12 protein-coding genes are annotated in these 16,343 nt (G+C 63.0%); 2 read left to right on the forward strand and 10 right to left on the reverse strand.

Annotated features, from left to right (window positions below; translation table 11 throughout):
* Positions 1-604: 604 nt before the first annotated feature.
* From DSC91_RS14320 to DSC91_RS14365, 10 genes are all read right to left on the reverse strand, one after another.
* Positions 605-1,459 (reverse strand): class II glutamine amidotransferase, encoded by an 855-nt coding sequence (locus DSC91_RS14320; protein ID WP_115779218.1) that lies wholly within the window; start codon positions 1,457-1,459, stop codon positions 605-607.
* Positions 1,460-1,700: 241 nt separating this feature from the next.
* Positions 1,701-2,066: a response regulator gene (locus tag DSC91_RS14325; RefSeq protein WP_115779220.1), complete on the reverse strand. Its 366-nt coding sequence runs from the start codon at positions 2,064-2,066 to the stop codon at positions 1,701-1,703.
* A gap of 20 nt (positions 2,067-2,086) precedes the next feature.
* A complete protein-coding gene (locus DSC91_RS14330) occupies positions 2,087-3,058 on the reverse strand; it encodes a chemotaxis protein CheX (RefSeq protein WP_115779846.1) in 972 nt (323 codons plus the stop codon).
* A gap of 58 nt (positions 3,059-3,116) precedes the next feature.
* A complete protein-coding gene (locus DSC91_RS14335; RefSeq protein ID WP_115779222.1) occupies positions 3,117-3,656 on the reverse strand; it encodes a hypothetical protein in 540 nt (179 codons plus the stop codon).
* Positions 3,653-4,387 (reverse strand): methyl-accepting chemotaxis protein, encoded by a 735-nt coding sequence (locus DSC91_RS14340; protein ID WP_115779224.1) that lies wholly within the window; start codon positions 4,385-4,387, stop codon positions 3,653-3,655. The genes DSC91_RS14335 and DSC91_RS14340 overlap by 4 nt, the downstream gene beginning before the upstream one ends.
* Positions 4,388-4,442: 55 nt before the next feature.
* Positions 4,443-6,833, reverse strand: coding sequence for a HAMP domain-containing protein (locus DSC91_RS14345; RefSeq protein WP_115779226.1), 2,391 nt, complete (start codon positions 6,831-6,833; stop codon positions 4,443-4,445).
* A gap of 292 nt (positions 6,834-7,125) precedes the next feature.
* The gene (locus DSC91_RS14350; protein ID WP_115779228.1) at positions 7,126-7,821 is read right to left on the reverse strand and encodes a DNA alkylation repair protein; all 696 of its coding nucleotides are present in this window, start codon (positions 7,819-7,821) and stop codon (positions 7,126-7,128) included.
* A 151-nt stretch (positions 7,822-7,972) separates the two neighbouring features.
* A complete protein-coding gene (locus DSC91_RS14355) occupies positions 7,973-9,451 on the reverse strand; it encodes an efflux transporter outer membrane subunit (protein WP_373291849.1) in 1,479 nt (492 codons plus the stop codon).
* A complete protein-coding gene (locus DSC91_RS14360) occupies positions 9,448-12,648 on the reverse strand; it encodes an efflux RND transporter permease subunit (protein ID WP_115779230.1) in 3,201 nt (1,066 codons plus the stop codon). The genes DSC91_RS14355 and DSC91_RS14360 overlap by 4 nt, the downstream gene beginning before the upstream one ends.
* 12 nt (positions 12,649-12,660) lie before the next feature.
* Complete coding sequence (locus tag DSC91_RS14365; protein ID WP_115779232.1) at positions 12,661-13,881, reverse strand: efflux RND transporter periplasmic adaptor subunit; 1,221 nt, start codon at positions 13,879-13,881, stop codon at positions 12,661-12,663.
* 452 nt (positions 13,882-14,333) lie between these two features.
* Between DSC91_RS14365 and DSC91_RS14370 the strand changes: the two genes are divergently transcribed.
* Both DSC91_RS14370 and DSC91_RS14375 read left to right on the forward strand, forming a co-directional pair.
* Entirely contained in the window at positions 14,334-15,074 is a 741-nt protein-coding gene (locus DSC91_RS14370; RefSeq protein ID WP_115779234.1) for a response regulator, read from the forward strand.
* Positions 15,058-16,305: an ATP-binding protein gene (locus tag DSC91_RS14375; RefSeq protein WP_115779235.1), complete on the forward strand. Its 1,248-nt coding sequence runs from the start codon at positions 15,058-15,060 to the stop codon at positions 16,303-16,305. The genes DSC91_RS14370 and DSC91_RS14375 overlap by 17 nt, the downstream gene beginning before the upstream one ends.
* Positions 16,306-16,343: the final 38 nt, after the last annotated feature.

A 16,343-nucleotide genomic window follows, 5' to 3' on the forward strand; every position in this document is an offset into this window, starting at 1 on the left:
TTCCCGAAAAGTCTCACCTTTGGCACGGAGCGGACGAGGCCAGGCGCGAGGTGCATGTCGGGGCGCTCCCGAAAACGCTCACCTTCCGAGCTTGGAGGCAGGCCGCAAAGGCATGCTGGGCGGACCACCGACGGTTCCGAACAGGCTACTCCCGTAAACCCTCACCTTTGGAAGGGAATGACTAATCTGCATACCCAGGTAAGAGGCGGTGAATCGGCCGGTGTTGCGCGGCGCGGATCGTCGTGCAAAACGCGATCGGGATACACCGGGCATGTGCGTGAACAGCAAACCGTTCAATGCGACGACCGCTGCTGTCGTGGCGATGCCGAGCAATACGGATCGCCAGTGTTCGCGTAACCGTTCTGCCCGCGGATGCCTCGCAGCGCGACGGATCTGTTCAGCGAATGCTAGCGGGAGTGGGCGGCGGAATGGCTGGAGGGTGAGGCGGAGTGATGCGGCCTGGCTCACGTATGCGCTGACGCGTCACACTCCCGAATATCCTCACCTATCTGGCGAAACGCTACGAGAGGAATGTGTGCCGGCAAACTAACGAATTCCTCAATGGATAGCGTGGCCGCTTCCAAGGCCACGCGTTGCCGCGATGTCACGCCGCGACGGCGGACAGTTCGGAAGGCGCGTATTTCGCGGTCGCGAGGACTTCGTCGGGAACGGGTACATGCGCACGCCGCAACAGCGCGCCGCCGCGGAACATCAGCAGATCGCCCGGTTGGCAGGCAGTCCAGACCTCATCGGTGAGCGGCGTCGTGGCGATCACCGCCGTGCGATCGGCCGGCGTGCCACGCTCGGCGAAATCGACCGAGAGATCGCCGTCGACGAGACGCGCGCTCGAAAACGGCCAGTGACGTATCACGTACGACAAACGCGTCGAGCAATACGCGAATTGTGCCGTGCCGTTCGAGAGCACGAAGTTGAAAATGCCATACGGGTTCACTGCGCGCGTCGCTTGCTCGATGACGTCGAACACGGCGTCGATGTCGTCCACGTCCGTGTCCGCGTGATCGGCAAAATGCGCGTAGAGGCGATTCATGACGAAGCAGAACGCCGCTTCGCTGTCGGTCGTGCCCACCGGCGCATACGGACCTTGCTCCGCTTCGCCGAGCGGTTGCAGATCGCCGTTATGCGCGAACACCCATTGCTGGCCGCGCAACTCGCGCATGAACGGGTGGCAGTTTTCCACGCGCGCGCCGCCTTGAGTCGCCTTGCGAATATGCGCGACGACATTGCGCGACTTGATGGGATGGCTCTTCAGAAACTCGGCGACCGGTGACTGGTACGCGGGCTTTTCATCGACGAACACGCGGCACGCGCGGTCCTCGTAGAACGCCACGCCCCAGCCGTCGACGTGATGGTCGGTGAGGCCGCCGCGTGCGGCAAAACCCGTCAGCGAGAAGCTGACGTCGGTGGGTTCGGCGCAGCTGAGGGCAAGCAGTTGGCACATGTCCGACGCCGCCCTACACGCGTTGAGCCGGGACGTGCGCGACCATGACGACATCCGCGGTTGCGGCGCCAGCGCTTCCTGAAGTTTTCGCGGCCATCACGTGTCGTCCCGGTCGTTCACAGTCACTGGGAGACTAGCGTGTTTCAACCGCCGCCGTTATAGCGAATCATGCTTTGCAAATCACCGGCGCGCGGGCTCCCGAAAACCCTCACCTTTGGCCGGCCCGCCGCGCGTGCTGCGTCTAGCCCGCCAGCTTGCGGAACGTTTCCAGCACCGCGTCGCCCTTGAACGGCTTGACGATCCAGCCTTTCACGCCGGCCGCCTTGCCGCGCTCCTTCATCGCCGGGCTGCTTTCGGTGGTCAGCATGATGACGTTGACAGCCGTGTTCGCGAGTTCGCCGCGAATCTTTTCGACCATCGTCAGGCCGTCCATGTTCGGCATGTTGACGTCGCTGATCACCAGCTTGATGCCGGGACTAGCCTTCAGTTTCGCGAGGCCGTCCTTGCCGTCCACGGCCGTGTCGACGTCCAGCCCGTTCTTCTTCAGAAAGCCGGCCACTTCGTCGCGCACCGTGCTCGAGTCATCCACCACCAGAATTTTCGACATGTTTTTTCCTATGACAACATTCAGAAGAGATCCAGTTCGCCCGCTTCGACCATCGCGCCGACATCGTCCGCGACTTCCTTGAAGTCCTCCGGCGACCAGCTCAGGCTGAACACAAAACGTTGATGCAGCTTGACCGAACGGCCCGACTGCGGGTCGGTCAGCGAGTACACGAAACACAGTTGCGGATTGCCGCTGCCGAACGAGATGTACTTGTGTTTGTGATTCACCAGCAGCGGCACCTGCACCTGGCTGCGCAGCCAGGCGCCCGCATCGCCGACATAGCGGTTCTTGAACGAACCCCAGATCAGATTCGTCACCTCGTCGAGCACGCCATTCAGATCGCGGAAGTTTGCTTCGCCGTCTCCCGCGTGCTCGCCCATCCGATAGCGATCGAGCAGTTCGAGAATCGGCGCCTCTTCCGCCTGCATCATCATGTAACCGCGGCACCACGCGCTTTCCAGTGGAATCAGGCTGAACACTTCGCCGAAGATGATGCGGTCGCGCACGATATAAGGCGTGTCGCACGTGATGCTCAGGTCCTTGAACACGTCGCCGAGAATCGCCTGCGTCATGTCGGCGATGCCACGCACTAGCGCGTTCGGGAAATCCAGGCTGAAGATATATTCGTCGATCACCTTGCGTAAGGGCGCCATATCGTGTGCGACGTAGGTCGCGCAGACCACGCGGCGCAAGCTCTCCGGCAAACTGTCGACGCCCGGATCGTCGTCCCGCCGCATGATGATCGGCAACTCGGGGCGCACCGCGTTGATCCTGATCGCAATCTCGGCGCTCGCTTCGGCTGAGCCGCCGTAGCGCTCCGCGAAGAGAACCGCGCCCAGGTCGATGTTCGAGCGCAGCACCGACTGCAAGCGGTTCTTGCCGACTTTCACGCCGACCAGGTTGTTCTCGTCGCAGAAGCGCTTCAGCGCCTCCTTGTGCACCGGGCAATCGTCGAGCACCAGCACCTTGCTGACCGGCTTGTTCATGTTCATTTCGCGTTCCCGCTCGCTGTGGATATCGACGTCATGGTCAAAACCCCACACACCACACTCAAAACAACTCCAGCTCGCCGCTGGATTCTTCGATCGCACTCGTGTCGGCCACGAAGTCGATCGGCGCATGGGCGCACACGCATACCGTCGCGGCAAGCTGCACGGAACCGTTAAGCGTGACCGAATACGACGACAGCACATCCGGTTTCAATGCCTGCAGATGCTCCAGACAACGCGCGTTCAACACATAGGGCGTCGACATGCCGAGGTCCGGAAAATAACGCAACAATTCCTGATTCATCGCGCCACAGCACAGATTGCAGATTTCCAGAAAAGCTTCCTGAAACGGCCGCTCGTCGGCCTCTTTCAGGTAGTACTCGCGGGTGCTGTCGTTTTCATCGAAGTGAAGGATCAGCAGCAGCCTGAACACGATCGACGAGATGGTCAGCACGACCACCCGGGTCTCCTTCGTTGCGCCCGCGCCGGCCTCGGCGAGCGGCGCGACCTCACACGTATCGCCGGCATCCTGCGGCAAGCGCGCCTGCGCCGCCTTGCGGAAAATGCGCTCGAAGCTGTCCTTCGCCTGGCTCGTGATCACGCCGGCACCTGGTGCAGCTTCGAATGGAACTGATTGGCGAGCGATTCGACGCTGGAGAGCGACGCCGCGATCATCTTGCCGCCCGCCTGGATGTCCTGGAACGTGGAGGTGGTGGTCAGATCGTTGCGGTGCAGGCTGTCGCGATAGCTCTTCGACAATTCCTCTGAACGCGCGGCGAGCGCCCGAACCTCGCTCGCCACCACCGCGAAGCCGCGTCCGGCCGGACCCGCGCGCGCGGCCTCGATCGACGCGTTCAGCGACACGATCACCACATGCCGGACAATCGACGACAGCTCCTGATTCTTCGCGTGCATGTCGTGGTTTTGCGTCATCAGCGAGATCATCTGCTCGTGCCAACGCTCGAATGTCGCGCCAAGGCTCTTCAGGCGCGCGGCTTCGCCGGCGATCTGTTGCGCCTGATGCGCCCACTGGTCCTTGTCGTCAGTCGCCGCTTTCAACGTTGCACGCAATTCGTCGACGCTGGCCGATTGCTGCCTCAGCTCCTCGCGCAACTGCGCGGCCAAGGCCTCCATCTCCTGCGCGGCCTGTTCGCGTTCGCGGATCGCTTCACCGTGGTCCGTCTGTTCCGCCGACAGCGCTTTGATTCGGGCATCCGCTTCGGCGGAGAGCCGTGCCGTCAGTCTCGCGCAGTGCAATTTGTGCGCGACAAGAGCCAGCAGCGCGGTCACCGCGCTGCCTGCCAACGCCGCCAATACATACTGTTGAATCACAACCTTTCCTTCCGAAGTCCGTCGCGAAGCGCGTCAATCAGCGTTCGACCAACGTTCAATCCACCATCGCATCGAGTTGCAGTTCGCCGGCATCGCCGCGCGCCGCCACACCGAGCGCGTCGACCGCGAAGCTATCCGGCAGGCAGACAATCGTCTGGAACTGTCGGAACGAGGCGCCCTTGTGGTCGTCGGTGAAGCGCAGTTCGATGCGGCCGTTTTCGCGCTTGAGGAAGTCGCGCACGGCGTCCATGCCGACGCCACGGCCCGACACTTCAGTCACCGTTGCCGCGGTCGAGAAGCCTGGCCGGAAAATGAATTCGGCGATGGCTTCGTCGCTCAGGTGTTCGTCGCCGCCGATCCAGCCGCGCTCGACGGCGATGCCGCGAATCCGTTCGAGCGCGAGGCCACGGCCGTCGTCGCTGAGTGTGATCTGCAGCGCGCCGCTGTCCACGCCCACTTCGATATCGATCGTGCCGGCCGGCGTCTTGCCGTGCGCGCCGCGGACCTCGGCGGTTTCGATACCGTGGTCCATCGAATTGCGCAGCAGATGCATGAACACATTGTTCAATGTGCCGCCCGCCTGGCCACGCAGGCGGTAGCCGTTGTCGTCGATGCACACGGTCGGTGCCGGCTTGCCCAACTCCTGCGCCAACGAAGGCAACGAGTCCAGCACGCCGGACAGCGCATCGCGCACGCTTTCACTGCCCAGGGCGCGCAAGGTCTGTCGCATTGCATCGCGCATCGACTGCAATTCGTGGAGTTCGCCGGCGTTCGTCTTGTCCAGCATGCTCAGGGTCTGCTGAATCTGGTCCTTCTCGACCATCACGTAGCGGCCCGCATGGCCGGCATTGTTCGCACCGGTTTTGGACTTGCGGCCGAGGCTGTGTTCGTTGATCTTCGCGTAGCTCTCGATCGCCTCGCGCACGCGCGTCAGTTCCTGCATCAGGTGTTCCTGATCCCACGAGCGGTCCGCGTCCGGTTGACGCAATTCGTGATAGCTCTGCTCGGTTTCGTGAACGACGTTGGTCAGGTGCGCCAGGTTGTAGGTCCGCGCGTTGCCCTTGATGGTGTGCATGTTGCGGAACAGTTCGGCGATGGCGGCATGGTCCGCTTCCGAATGCTTGCGGATGATCCGCTCGTTCTCGCTGATAAAGCCTGCCGAGCTTTCGATGAAGTGATGGAACTTCTCTTCGCTCACCGCGAGAATCTCGCCGATCATGTCGAGACGGCGGCGCTGCTCGCTGGCTTCCGCGGCGAGCTTGCGCAGTTCGGTGACGTCGCGCACGCACAGCATCAAACGCACGACGACGTCGTTTTCGTCGGTAATTGCCGACCAGCTGAGGTCGAGAATCTTCGCCCGGCCATCGGGCATGCGCTTCGAAATTTCGCCGACCAGCAGATGCTGGTTGAACGCGAAGTTGATGCAGTCTTCGCCGAGACACGCATGCGCGGCCGCATCGACTTGCGAAAGCACGTCCGAGCCGAGATCGGTATCCGAGAACACCAGATCCATCAGAGCGCGGCCGGCGATGTCTTTCGTTTCGAAGATATCTTCCAGATACGCCGAGTATTCCGAGTGGATCACAGCGCCGTCGACCACCGTCAAAATGCCTTGCTGCATGTTCTGCAACATCGCCTGGATGTCGGCGGTTTTCTGCTTGAGTTGCGCCGAGCTCTCCTGAATCTTTTCGATCATGCCGTTGAAGGCGACGATCGAATGGCCGATCTCATCCAGCCGGCCCACCGGCACGCGGCGCGTGAAATCCTGGCTCGAAGCGATCTCGCTCATCATCGCTTGCATGCGGCTGAGCGGGCGCGTGATCTGACGGTAGAGCAGCGTGCCGATCGAGGTCAGCAGAATGATGGCGATACCGGTGACGGCGGCAATGGCCGTCGTCGTGGTGGAAAGCGTGGCGTTCAGCGCGGTGATTGCCTCGTCTTTCTGGCGATTCTTTTCGACGCGGAGGGTTTCGACAATGCCTTCGAGTTCGTCGCGATACTGCGCGACATTGGCAAATAGATACGCCTGCGCGAGTTCGTTCTTGCCGTCGGCCTTCATCTTCGCCGTCTCGGCGATCGCGGTGAAGTAGTTCTCGAGGCTATCGTTGGCTTGGGAGACGAGACCTTGCTGGGCATGGCTCGCAGCATCCTTGCCTTGCAGCGCAAGGGCCTGTTGCAGCGAAGCCTTTTTCTTCTTCAGTTCGTCTTGTGCCTGGGCGACCATGTTGGCGTCCGGTGCGTAGACCAGCGTCATGGTCGCGAGCTGTACGTCCTTGACTTGCGAGACGAGATCAGCGGAAGCCAGCGCGCTGGGGACGACGCCTTCCGTCACCTTGCGTACTTCGGCTGCGCTGCCGCGCGTCTGATACACGGCGTAGCCGCCGATTGCCGACAAGGCGACGAACATCAAGACGACCAATAGCGTGATGCGATGACGGATAGTCATGTGAAACCCCCGGGGGTATGGCCTTCGCGTCAGCCCTCGATCGGGGCAGCGCGTTTTTTGCGAATTCGAGTCAAGCTTGCAGCGCTGCGGAGTATTGCTGGCGCATATTACTAAGCGATGACTGCGGAGCGTTTGGCCAAGCCTGGGAGGCTAAATATTCTTCTAAAGTTTTTGGTTTTGACGCCGTTAACAGCGCTTTATTTTGCGGTCAGCGGCGTGCAGCTCTTTCCATAGCCGGCGTTGCGTCGACGCGCCTCGCGAATTGAACGGCACATGTTTTCCGTTCGACGTGTCAGCGGATCGGCGGCAAGTGCTTCGACGCCTCACGCAACGTGAGCGGTGACAGGATGTCTCGCGTGGTCGTCAGGAAACCGCTGACCGCGTGAGGCGCATGCCACGCATAGTCCCGCAAGGCCCAGCCGATCGCCTTGCGAATGAAGAAATCCGGCTCCGCGGCGAGCGAGCGCGCATAGCCGAATAAACGCGCCTCGTCCGTATGCTCGCGCCAGCCGAGTTGGTGAATCATCGCTATGCGCCGAACCCACAGCGATTCGTGCTCGAGCGCCGCGTCCATCGCGGCCTGCACATCCGGCGTGCGGGTTCGCGCCGCCTTCAGAACGTCGCCGACAACACCCGCCAGCGGATCGATCGAATCCCACCAGGCGCTCCGCTGGGCGAGCTTTAACAAGTGTGCAATGTCTGCCGGCGCAAGCGTCTTCCATCTGCGCGCCAACAGGTCAGTCGCGACGTATTGGAACTCGCGCTCCGGCATCGACCATAAGACCTTCGCGCATGCCAGCAGATGATTGGCATCTTCCACCGGCAGCCGCTTGAACACCGGCAGTACCGCTTTGCGCCGCAACGGCGTCGGCACTCCGATGAACTCGAACTGGTCGCGCATGTAGGCGCGCATCGCGAGCGCGCGTTGAGCGTCGGCGTGCGGCACGAGTGCCGCCTTGATTGCTTCGCCAAAAGCGCCGGGCGTCATAGGGAAGTGCTCCATGTGAACGGAAAGTGATTCGCCGGTGGCTGCGTTCGGCGCAGGTCTCCCGAATCTTCTCACCTTCGAATCGAAAGTGCGCCGACAGGGAGCAACATTATCACCGCACACACTCCCGAATGTTCTCACCTTTTGGCTTTTAGCTTCCCTGCCAACCGCCGCCTAACACCTTGTACAAGGTCACAAGATTGGCCTGTCGCGACAGACTATCCGTCGCGAGCTGCTGCTGCGCGGTGTAGAGCGTTCGCTGTGCGTCGAGGAACGTGAGGAAGCTGTCGGTACCCGCCTTGTAGCGCGCCTGAGCAAGCGAGTAATAGCGCTGCGACGACGCCACATAGTCGCGATCCGCCGCCACCTGATCGACGTAAGTTGCACGCGCGGTCAGCGCGTTCGAGACCTCCTTGAACGCCGTTTGAATCGTGCTTTCGTAATCGGCGACCTCGATCTGCTTCTCGATTTTGGCGACGTCGAGCGAGGCCTTGTTGCTGCCGTAGTCGAAGATCGGCACCGACACGCTCGGCGCAAACGCCCAGGCGCCCGTCCCCGCCTTGAACAAACTTGAGAGCGTCGAACTCGATGTGCCGGCCGAAGCGGTCAGCTCGATCTTCGGAAAGAACGCGGCACGCGCGGCGCCAATGTTCGCATTCGCCGCCTTCAGCGCGTGTTCCGCCTGCACGATGTCGGGACGACGGGTGAGCAGCAGCGACGGCACGCCCGCACCGATGTCGGCGAACATCGACTCGTCGTCGAATTCGCGGGCAGGCGGAAGGTCGTCGGGAATCGGCGCACCGAGCACGGCAACCAGGTTGTTGCGATCCTGCGCGACGGCGCGCCGATAAGACGCAAGGCTCGCCTTCGCGCTCGCCAACGAGTTTTGCGCCTGCTGCACGTCGAGCATCGACGAATTGCCCAACGCCTGGATGCGCTTTGTCACATCGTATGTCGACTGGTCCGCCTTCACCGTGTCTTCGGTGATTTGCAGAAGGCGCTCGTCGGACAGCAGGGTGAGGTAGTCGGTCGCCACCGTCGCGATCAGGCTGATCTGCGTGCTCTGCCGCGACGCATCGGTCGCGAGATAGTTCTCCAGCGCCTGGCGCTTGAGGCTGCGCAAGCGTCCGAAGAAGTCGATCTCCCATGACGTGGTGCCGACGTTCACGTCGCTGGAACTGGTGGTCACGCCCGAGGTGCGCTCGCGGGTCAGGCTGCCGCTCGCGCTGATCGACGGGGCGAGCGCGGCACGCGTGATGCGATATTGCGCCTCGTACTCGGCCACGTTCAACGCGGCCACGCGCAAGTCGCGGTTGTTGTCGAGCGCGATTTCGATCAGCCGCTGGAGACGCTCGTCGCGAAAGAAGTTGCGCCACGCCATGTCGGCGCCGAGCGGCGCTGCTGCAGTCGTCGTGCTCGGAGCAACTGTTCCCGGAGCCGCTGCAGTTTCCGAAGCTGAAGCCGCAGCCGTTCCCGAAGCCGCGGCGCTAGTGCTCTCGTACGCATCGCCTTTCGGATAAGCCACGGCAACGGGTGCCGCGGGCCGTTCATAGTGCGGATCCAGCGTGCACCCTGTCAGCATGGCGACGGCAAACGCCACCATGCATGCGCCCAATTTGAGTCTCATCATTCAACACCTTCCTGTTGCTTGGCATCGCCGTGTTCGCCGAACAGGCGGCGCACGACGACAAAGAACACCGGCACGAAAAAGATGGCGAGCAGCGTCGCGGCGATCATGCCGCCCATCACGCCGGTACCGATTGCATGCCGGCTCGCGGAGCCGGCGCCGGTGCTGATGACCAGCGGGAGCACGCCGAACACGAAAGCAAGCGAGGTCATCAGAATCGGCCGCAGACGCAATCGCGCAGCTTCCAGCGTGGCGTCGATCAGGCTGCGGCCCTGCGCCTGCAGGTCCTTGGCGAATTCGACGATCAGGATCGCGTTCTTGGTGGAGAGCCCGATGGTGGCGAGCAAGCCGACCTTGAAGTAGATGTCGTCGGACAGCCCGCGGATGTGCGCGCCCAGTACCGCGCCGAGCACGCCGAGCGGTACGACCAGAATCACCGCGATCGGAATGGACCAGCTTTCGTACAGACCGGCCAGACAGAGAAACACCACGATCAGCGAAATCGCGTACAGGTAGATCGCCTGCGATCCGGCAAGGCGCTCCTGGTACGATTGCCCGGTCCAGTCGATGCCGAAGCCGGCGGGCAGCTTCTTCACGAGCGCGTCGACGGCGGCCATCGCCTGGCCCGTGCTGGTGTTCGCGCCGGTTTGCGCGGTGATTTGCATCGACAGCGTGCGGTTGAAGCGTTCGATCTGCGGTGGCCCGAAAGTCCATTTGCCGGTGGCGAACGCGGAGAACGGAACCATCTGGCCGTCGTAGCCCGCGGTGGTTGTGCTGCTGGTGCTGCTCGTCGAGGTGCTGCTCGAACTGCTCGTGCTCGAACTGCTTGTCGTGCTCGACTTCACATACCACCGTCCGATATCCGACGGCATCATCCGGTAGGGCGCGTCGGCCTGCACGTAGACCTTCTGGATGCGTCCCGTGTCGACGTAGTTGTTCACGTACGACGAGCCGAACGCGGTCTGCAAGGTGTCGTTCACGTCGGCGATGGAGAGTCCGAGCGCACTCGCCTTTTCTCGATCGATATCGACATGGAACTGCGGCGTATCGTCGAGGCCGCCGGGGCGCATGCCGGACAGCGCGCTGTCCTGCGAGGCGAGCGCGATCAATTGCTGGCGCGCGGCCATCAGCTTGTCGTGGCCCTGCCCGGCGCGATCTTCCAGTTCGAAGTCGAGGCCGCTCTGCGTGCCGAGTTCCTGAATGGCCGGCGGATTGAGCGCGAAAATCTGTGCGTCGCGCGAGGCGGCGAAGTGCATGTTGGCGCGCTGGATGATCGCGGCCGCCGAACCGTCGCGGCCGCGCCGCGTGCTCCAGTCCTTGAGCTTGACGAAGGCGAGGCTGTTGTTCTGACCCGAGCCGTTGAAGCTGAAGCCCGTCAGCGCGATGATCTTGTCCACCTGCGGCAGACCGAGGTAATACGCCTCGACCTTTTTCACGACTTCCAGCGTCTGCGCAGCGGGTGTGCCGACGGGCGCCGAAATCGACGTGATGATGATCCCCTGATCCTCGTCCGGCAGATAAGACGACGGCAGCTTCATGAAGAGCAGCGCAACCACGCCGCCAATCAGCAAGTAGATCACCATATAGCGCATCGGCTTGCCGATCACGCGCGCGACCGTCGAATCGTAGCGAGCGGTGCCGCGAGTCAGCACACGGTTGAACCAGCCGAGCACGCCGCGCTTCGGGTGGTGCTCGACGTCCACGCGCCGCAGCATGGTCGCACACAGCGCCGGTGTCAGCGTCAACGCGAGGAACACGGAGAGCAGCATCGCCGCGACGATCGTGATCGAGAACTGCCGGTAAATCGCGCCGGTGGACCCCGAGAAAAACGCCATCGGAATGAACACGGCAATCAGCACAGTCGTAATGCCGACCAGTGCGCCGGTGATCTGCTTCATTGCCTTGCGCGTGGCTTCGACGGGCGACAGCCCCTCTTCGGCGATGAGCCGCTCGACGTTTTCCACCACCACGATCGCATCGTCCACCAGCAGCCCGATCGCGAGCACGAGCCCGAACATCGACAGCACGTTGATCGAAAAGCCCACCGCCGACATCACGGCAAACGTGCCGAGCAACGCGACCGGCACGACGATGGTCGGAATCAACGTCGCGCGCAGATTTTGCAGGAACACGTACATCACGACGAAAACCAGCATCACTGCTTCGATCAGCGTCTTCACCACCTCTTCGATCGAGATGCGCACGAACGGCGTGGTGTCGTACGGGTAGTCGACCACCACGTTGTGCGGCAATTGCCCGCTCAGTTCGTTGAGCTTGGCGCGTACCGCTTTGGCCACGCTCATCGCGTTCGCGCCGCTCGCGAGCTTGACCGCGAGCGAGGCCGCCGGCTTGCCGTTCAGACGCGAGTCCGTGCTGTAATCGTCGCCGCCGACTTCGACACGCGCGACGTCCTTCAGCAGGACCTTCGAGCCGTCGCTATTCACGCGCAGCAGGATCGCACCGAACTGCGCTGGCGTGGTGAGCAGGCTCGACGCGGAAATGGTCGCGTTGAGCGCCTGCGTCTTCGTGGACGGCGAGCCGCCGATCTGGCCGACCGAGAGTTGCACGTTCTGATTGGTGATCGCGGTGGTGACGTCGCCGGTAGTCAGGCCGACGGCCTGCAGCTTCACCGGATCGAGCCAGATGCGCATGGCGTGCTGGGCGCCGAACAGCGTCACGTCGCCGACGCCGTTGATCTGCGTGAGCGGATCTTCGATCTGCGTGGCGATGATATTGCCGAGATCGATGGAATTCATGCTGCCGTCCGTGGACGACAGCGACACGATCATCAAAAACGCATTGGCCGCCTTCGCGACCTGCACACCCTGGTCCTGAACCGTCTGCGGCAATGACGAACTCGCCTGTTCGACCTTGTTCTGCACCTGCACCTGGGCGATGTCGGCATTGGTGCCCTGCTGGAACGTCAGCGTGATGGTGGCCTGTCCGGCCGAACTGCTGGTGGACGACATGTAGAGCAGATGGTCGATGCCGCTCAGCTTCTGCTCGATCACCTGCGTGACGGTGGTCGCCACGGTTTCGGCCGAGGCGCCCGGATAGGTCGCCGTGATCTGCACGGAAACCGGCGCCACACTCGGATACTGTTCGACCGGAAGCGTCCCGATGGAGGCGCCGCCGATCATCATGATGACGATGGCGATGACCCACGCGAGGATCGGTCGGTTGATAAAGAAACCTGCCATGAGTGTCTCGCTTTAGCTATGGGCGGCCGACGTAGCGGCCGCAGTGGCGGGCGCACCCGATGAGGCAGGCGACTCGACCGGCTTCACGACGCCGCCCGCACGCGCTTTCTGCGATCCGGCGACGATCACGCGATCGCCCGCCTTGAGGCCGCTCGTGACGAGCCAGTCGGCGCCCGAAGCGGTGTCCGCCGTGACGGGCGTTTGCGTGACCTTGTTGTCGGCCCCGACTGTCAGCACGCTCGCCGAGCCGTCGGAGGCACGCGAGACCGCGAGCTGCGGCACCGTGATCGCCTGCTGGTTCACCCCCTCTTCGAGCCGGGCACGCACGAACATGCCGGGCAGCAGCACGCCGTCCGGATTGGGGAACACGCAACGCAAGGTCACCGAACCGGTGGTGGCGTCGACGGTGATATCGGAAAACAGCAGCTTGCCAGGCTGTGTGTACGTGCTGCCGTCCTCCATCACGAGATGAACGACCGCGCCGTCCCGGCCCGCCTGCTGTAACCGGCCACTGGCGAATTCTTTCTGCAGCCGCAACCAGTCGGCGGAAGAGCGCGTGACGTCGAGATACATCTCGGCCGTCGCCTGGACCGTCGCGAGCGCGGTGGTTTGCTCCGCGGTGACGAGCGCGCCCTCGGTCACGCTCGATTTGCCGATCCGTCCCGCGATGGGCGCGACGACCTTCGTGTAGCCGAGATTGATCGCGGCGGTCTTCAAGGCGGCACGGTCGGCGACCACGTCGGCCTTCGCTTCCGCCAGCGAGGCGACGGCGTCGTCGTAGTCCTGCTTGCTCACGCCTTCGATCTTCGAGAGTTCGGCATAGCGGGTGGCCTTGGTCTGCGCGGCGCTCGCGGTCGCCTCGGCTTTGGCGAGCGTGCCGACGGCCTGGTCGTACGTTGCCTGGTAGCTGGACGGGTCGATCTGGTAGAGCACGGCGCCGGCTGCGACCAGTGCGCCTTCCGTAAAGAGACGCTTTCTGACGATGCCTTCGACCTGCGGCCTGACCTCGGCAACGCGGATCGCCGACAGTCGCCCGGACAATTCGGTACTCGACACCACGGTGTGCGGCACGATCGTTTGGACGCCTACTTCGGGAACGGTTTGTGGCGGTCCATGAGGCGCCTGGTCGCCACAACCTGCCAGCAAAAACGTGGCGGTGGCGACAGCGGCGGCAAGATAGGTGAATCTCGGTGCGCGCGGAGAAGGTCCGGACGCGGCAGGGTTATTCGGCATGCTGTGGGCATCCTTCGACTCAATTCGACAAAGGGCCGTCTGGCATGCGTTGGTCGCTAAAGCGGGGCGAGTGAAAACGTATCGGCTGACCACGCGCTTGAATCTGCACGCAAACCAACACACTGGGCCCGGAGGAAACCGCGTAACGCCGCCAGCGGCGAGAGGTGGCCCAGCATAGTGAGCGGCGTCTTACGGTGGCTTAGGCAAGGATTACGAGTTGTAACGAAGCGCGTGATGTTGCGATGCGTCGGGCCGTATGACGCCCACCGGCATGGGTTGCGGCAGGGACTGATTCACGCAGCCGGATAGAACCCAAGGTAGCTACCGTAATAAACTGTAAGCGGGTATAAGAACCCGAAACCGCTGCCACCGCGCGATTCGCTATATTGCGACGTACGAAAGGCGCACGGCCGCGCCGTCCGTCAATTGTCCTCATCGATCAAGGGCCAGCCATGTCAGACACGCCCATCCAGGTTTTACTGGTCGACGACGACGCCGACCTTCGTGACCTGCTCAGAACCTTCTTTCAACAACGCGGCATCGAAATGTCCGTGCTGCACGACGCGAACCATCTGGCACGCCGGCTGGAACGCGAGCGGCCGTCGATCATCGTGCTCGATCTGATGATGCCGGGCGTCGACGGACTCACCGCGCTCAGGCAATTGCGCGCGAACGGCGACACGATTCCCGTGATCATGCTGACCGCACGCGCGGACGGCGTGGATCGCGTGGTCGGTCTGGAGCTCGGCGCCGACGACTACCTCGGCAAGCCGTTCATGCCGCAGGAACTGCTCGCGCGCATTCATGCGGTGTTGCGCCGGCACGCGCAACCGGCGGTGTCTGCGGCAGCGACAGCCGAAAAGCGCGAAGCGCTGCGCTTCGGCCGCTTCCGGCTCGACTTCGCGAGGCGCACCCTGTTTCGCGATGACGAACCGCTCAAGCTGACCGGCGGCGAATACGCGCTGCTCGAAGTGCTTGCCACGCATCCCATGGAGACGCTGTCGCGCTCGAAGCTCGTCGATCTGCTGCACGGGCCGCACTCGGAAGTGACCGAACGCGGTATCGATGTACCGGTGTGGCGCCTGCGCCGCCTGCTCGAAGACGACCCGGCGAATCCGCGCCGGATTCAGACCATACGCGGCATCGGCTACATGTTCGTGCCCGGCGGCAATGACAATGAAGAATCCCTTTAATACGCTGTTCGGCCGGCTCTCGTTGATGACGGTGAGTCTGATCGTGCTGGTGCACATCATCGGCATCGTCCTCGTGGACCGTGACCGCGGCCAGATCGATACCCGTCATGCGCAGCGCGCTGTGCGCCTCGCGCTGCAGGCGAGGCAGGATGGCACGCTCACCGCCTCGCACATTGCGGAAACGCTCGGTGTGTCTTATGTCGACTCGCGAGACGCGATCCGGTATGGCTGTCCCGCGCCGTGCGAGAACACCTCGGGTCCGTTCGAATTCGACTTGCGCAAGAAGTTGCCGGCCGGCAGCCAGGTCGTTACCGACAGCGAGAACGGTACGGTCTGGGTCCATGACGCAGACGATCCCGGCTGGCTCAAGATGCAGAACTCGACGCTGCCGGCGCGTCGCTTCTGGGGCGCATCGGCGACGATGCTGGTGCTGGCGGTGATCATCGCGCTGGTTGGCGCGTGGCAATTGCAGCGGCCATTGCATCGGCTGGCACTCGCCGCGCGCGAGTTCCGCGTTGGCCATCGCGCGCCGGTCGTGGAGGCGAGCGGCCCGCGCGAGCTGAAAGAGCTGATCGGCGACTTCAATCAGATGGTGCATGAACTTGCGCAGGCCGAGCAGGAGCGCGCGGTGATGCTGGCCGGCGTGGCGCACGATCTGCGTGCGCCGATCACGCGCATGCAGGTGCGCGCGGATCTGCTGCCGGATGAAGCGAACCGTCGCGGCTTCTTGCGGGACGCGGAATCGTTGTCGCGCATCGTCACGCAGTTTCTCGATTTCGCACGCGAGACGGCGGATACCTCGCCGAGCACGAGCGTCGACGCTCACTGTCGCCGGCACTATGGCGACAGTCTCGCGGACGATGCGCTCGTGCGCCTCGATCTGCAGGCCGGCGATGGCTTTGGGTTGCCGCTTGTCGACCTCGACCGGATCCTGACCAATCTGATCGAGAACGCGCTCACTTACGGTGAGCCGCCGGTGGAAATCTCGACGTCCCGCCGCGACGGCAAGTACACGCTCGAGGTGCGCGATCACGGCGGCGGTATTCCCAGCAGTCAGCTGGATCGCGCGCTGCAACCGTTCGTGCGGCTCGATGAAGCGCGTAGCGGCGATGCGCACTGCGGCTTGGGGCTCGCGATCGTGCGGCGTCTCGTGCGATACAACGGCGGCGCTTTTCACGCCGATAACGCCGCCGATGGGGGTTTCGTGGTGACGCTTACGTTTCCCGCGTAGTTGTCGGCCGGGTTATCGGCCTGGATTCTGGCCTGATT

The organism is Paraburkholderia caffeinilytica (genome assembly GCF_003368325.1).
Lineage (GTDB): Bacteria > Pseudomonadota > Gammaproteobacteria > Burkholderiales > Burkholderiaceae > Paraburkholderia > Paraburkholderia caffeinilytica.

Excerpts from the sequence above, each read along its gene's own strand:
- DSC91_RS14320 (WP_115779218.1), bottom strand. The coding sequence starts at position 1,459 with ATGTGCCAACTGCTTGCCCTCAGCTGCGCCGAACCCACCGACGTCAGC.
- DSC91_RS14325 (WP_115779220.1), bottom strand. The coding sequence starts at position 2,066 with ATGTCGAAAATTCTGGTGGTGGATGACTCGAGCACGGTGCGCGACGAA.
- DSC91_RS14330 (WP_115779846.1), bottom strand. The coding sequence starts at position 3,058 with ATGAACATGAACAAGCCGGTCAGCAAGGTGCTGGTGCTCGACGATTGC.
- DSC91_RS14345 (WP_115779226.1), bottom strand. The coding sequence starts at position 6,833 with ATGACTATCCGTCATCGCATCACGCTATTGGTCGTCTTGATGTTCGTC.
- DSC91_RS14350 (WP_115779228.1), bottom strand. The coding sequence starts at position 7,821 with ATGACGCCCGGCGCTTTTGGCGAAGCAATCAAGGCGGCACTCGTGCCG.
- DSC91_RS14355 (WP_373291849.1), bottom strand. The coding sequence starts at position 9,451 with ATGATGAGACTCAAATTGGGCGCATGCATGGTGGCGTTTGCCGTCGCC.
- DSC91_RS14360 (WP_115779230.1), bottom strand. The coding sequence starts at position 12,648 with ATGGCAGGTTTCTTTATCAACCGACCGATCCTCGCGTGGGTCATCGCC.
- DSC91_RS14365 (WP_115779232.1), bottom strand. The coding sequence starts at position 13,881 with ATGCCGAATAACCCTGCCGCGTCCGGACCTTCTCCGCGCGCACCGAGA.
- DSC91_RS14370 (WP_115779234.1), top strand. The coding sequence starts at position 14,334 with ATGTCAGACACGCCCATCCAGGTTTTACTGGTCGACGACGACGCCGAC.
- DSC91_RS14375 (WP_115779235.1), top strand. The coding sequence starts at position 15,058 with ATGAAGAATCCCTTTAATACGCTGTTCGGCCGGCTCTCGTTGATGACG.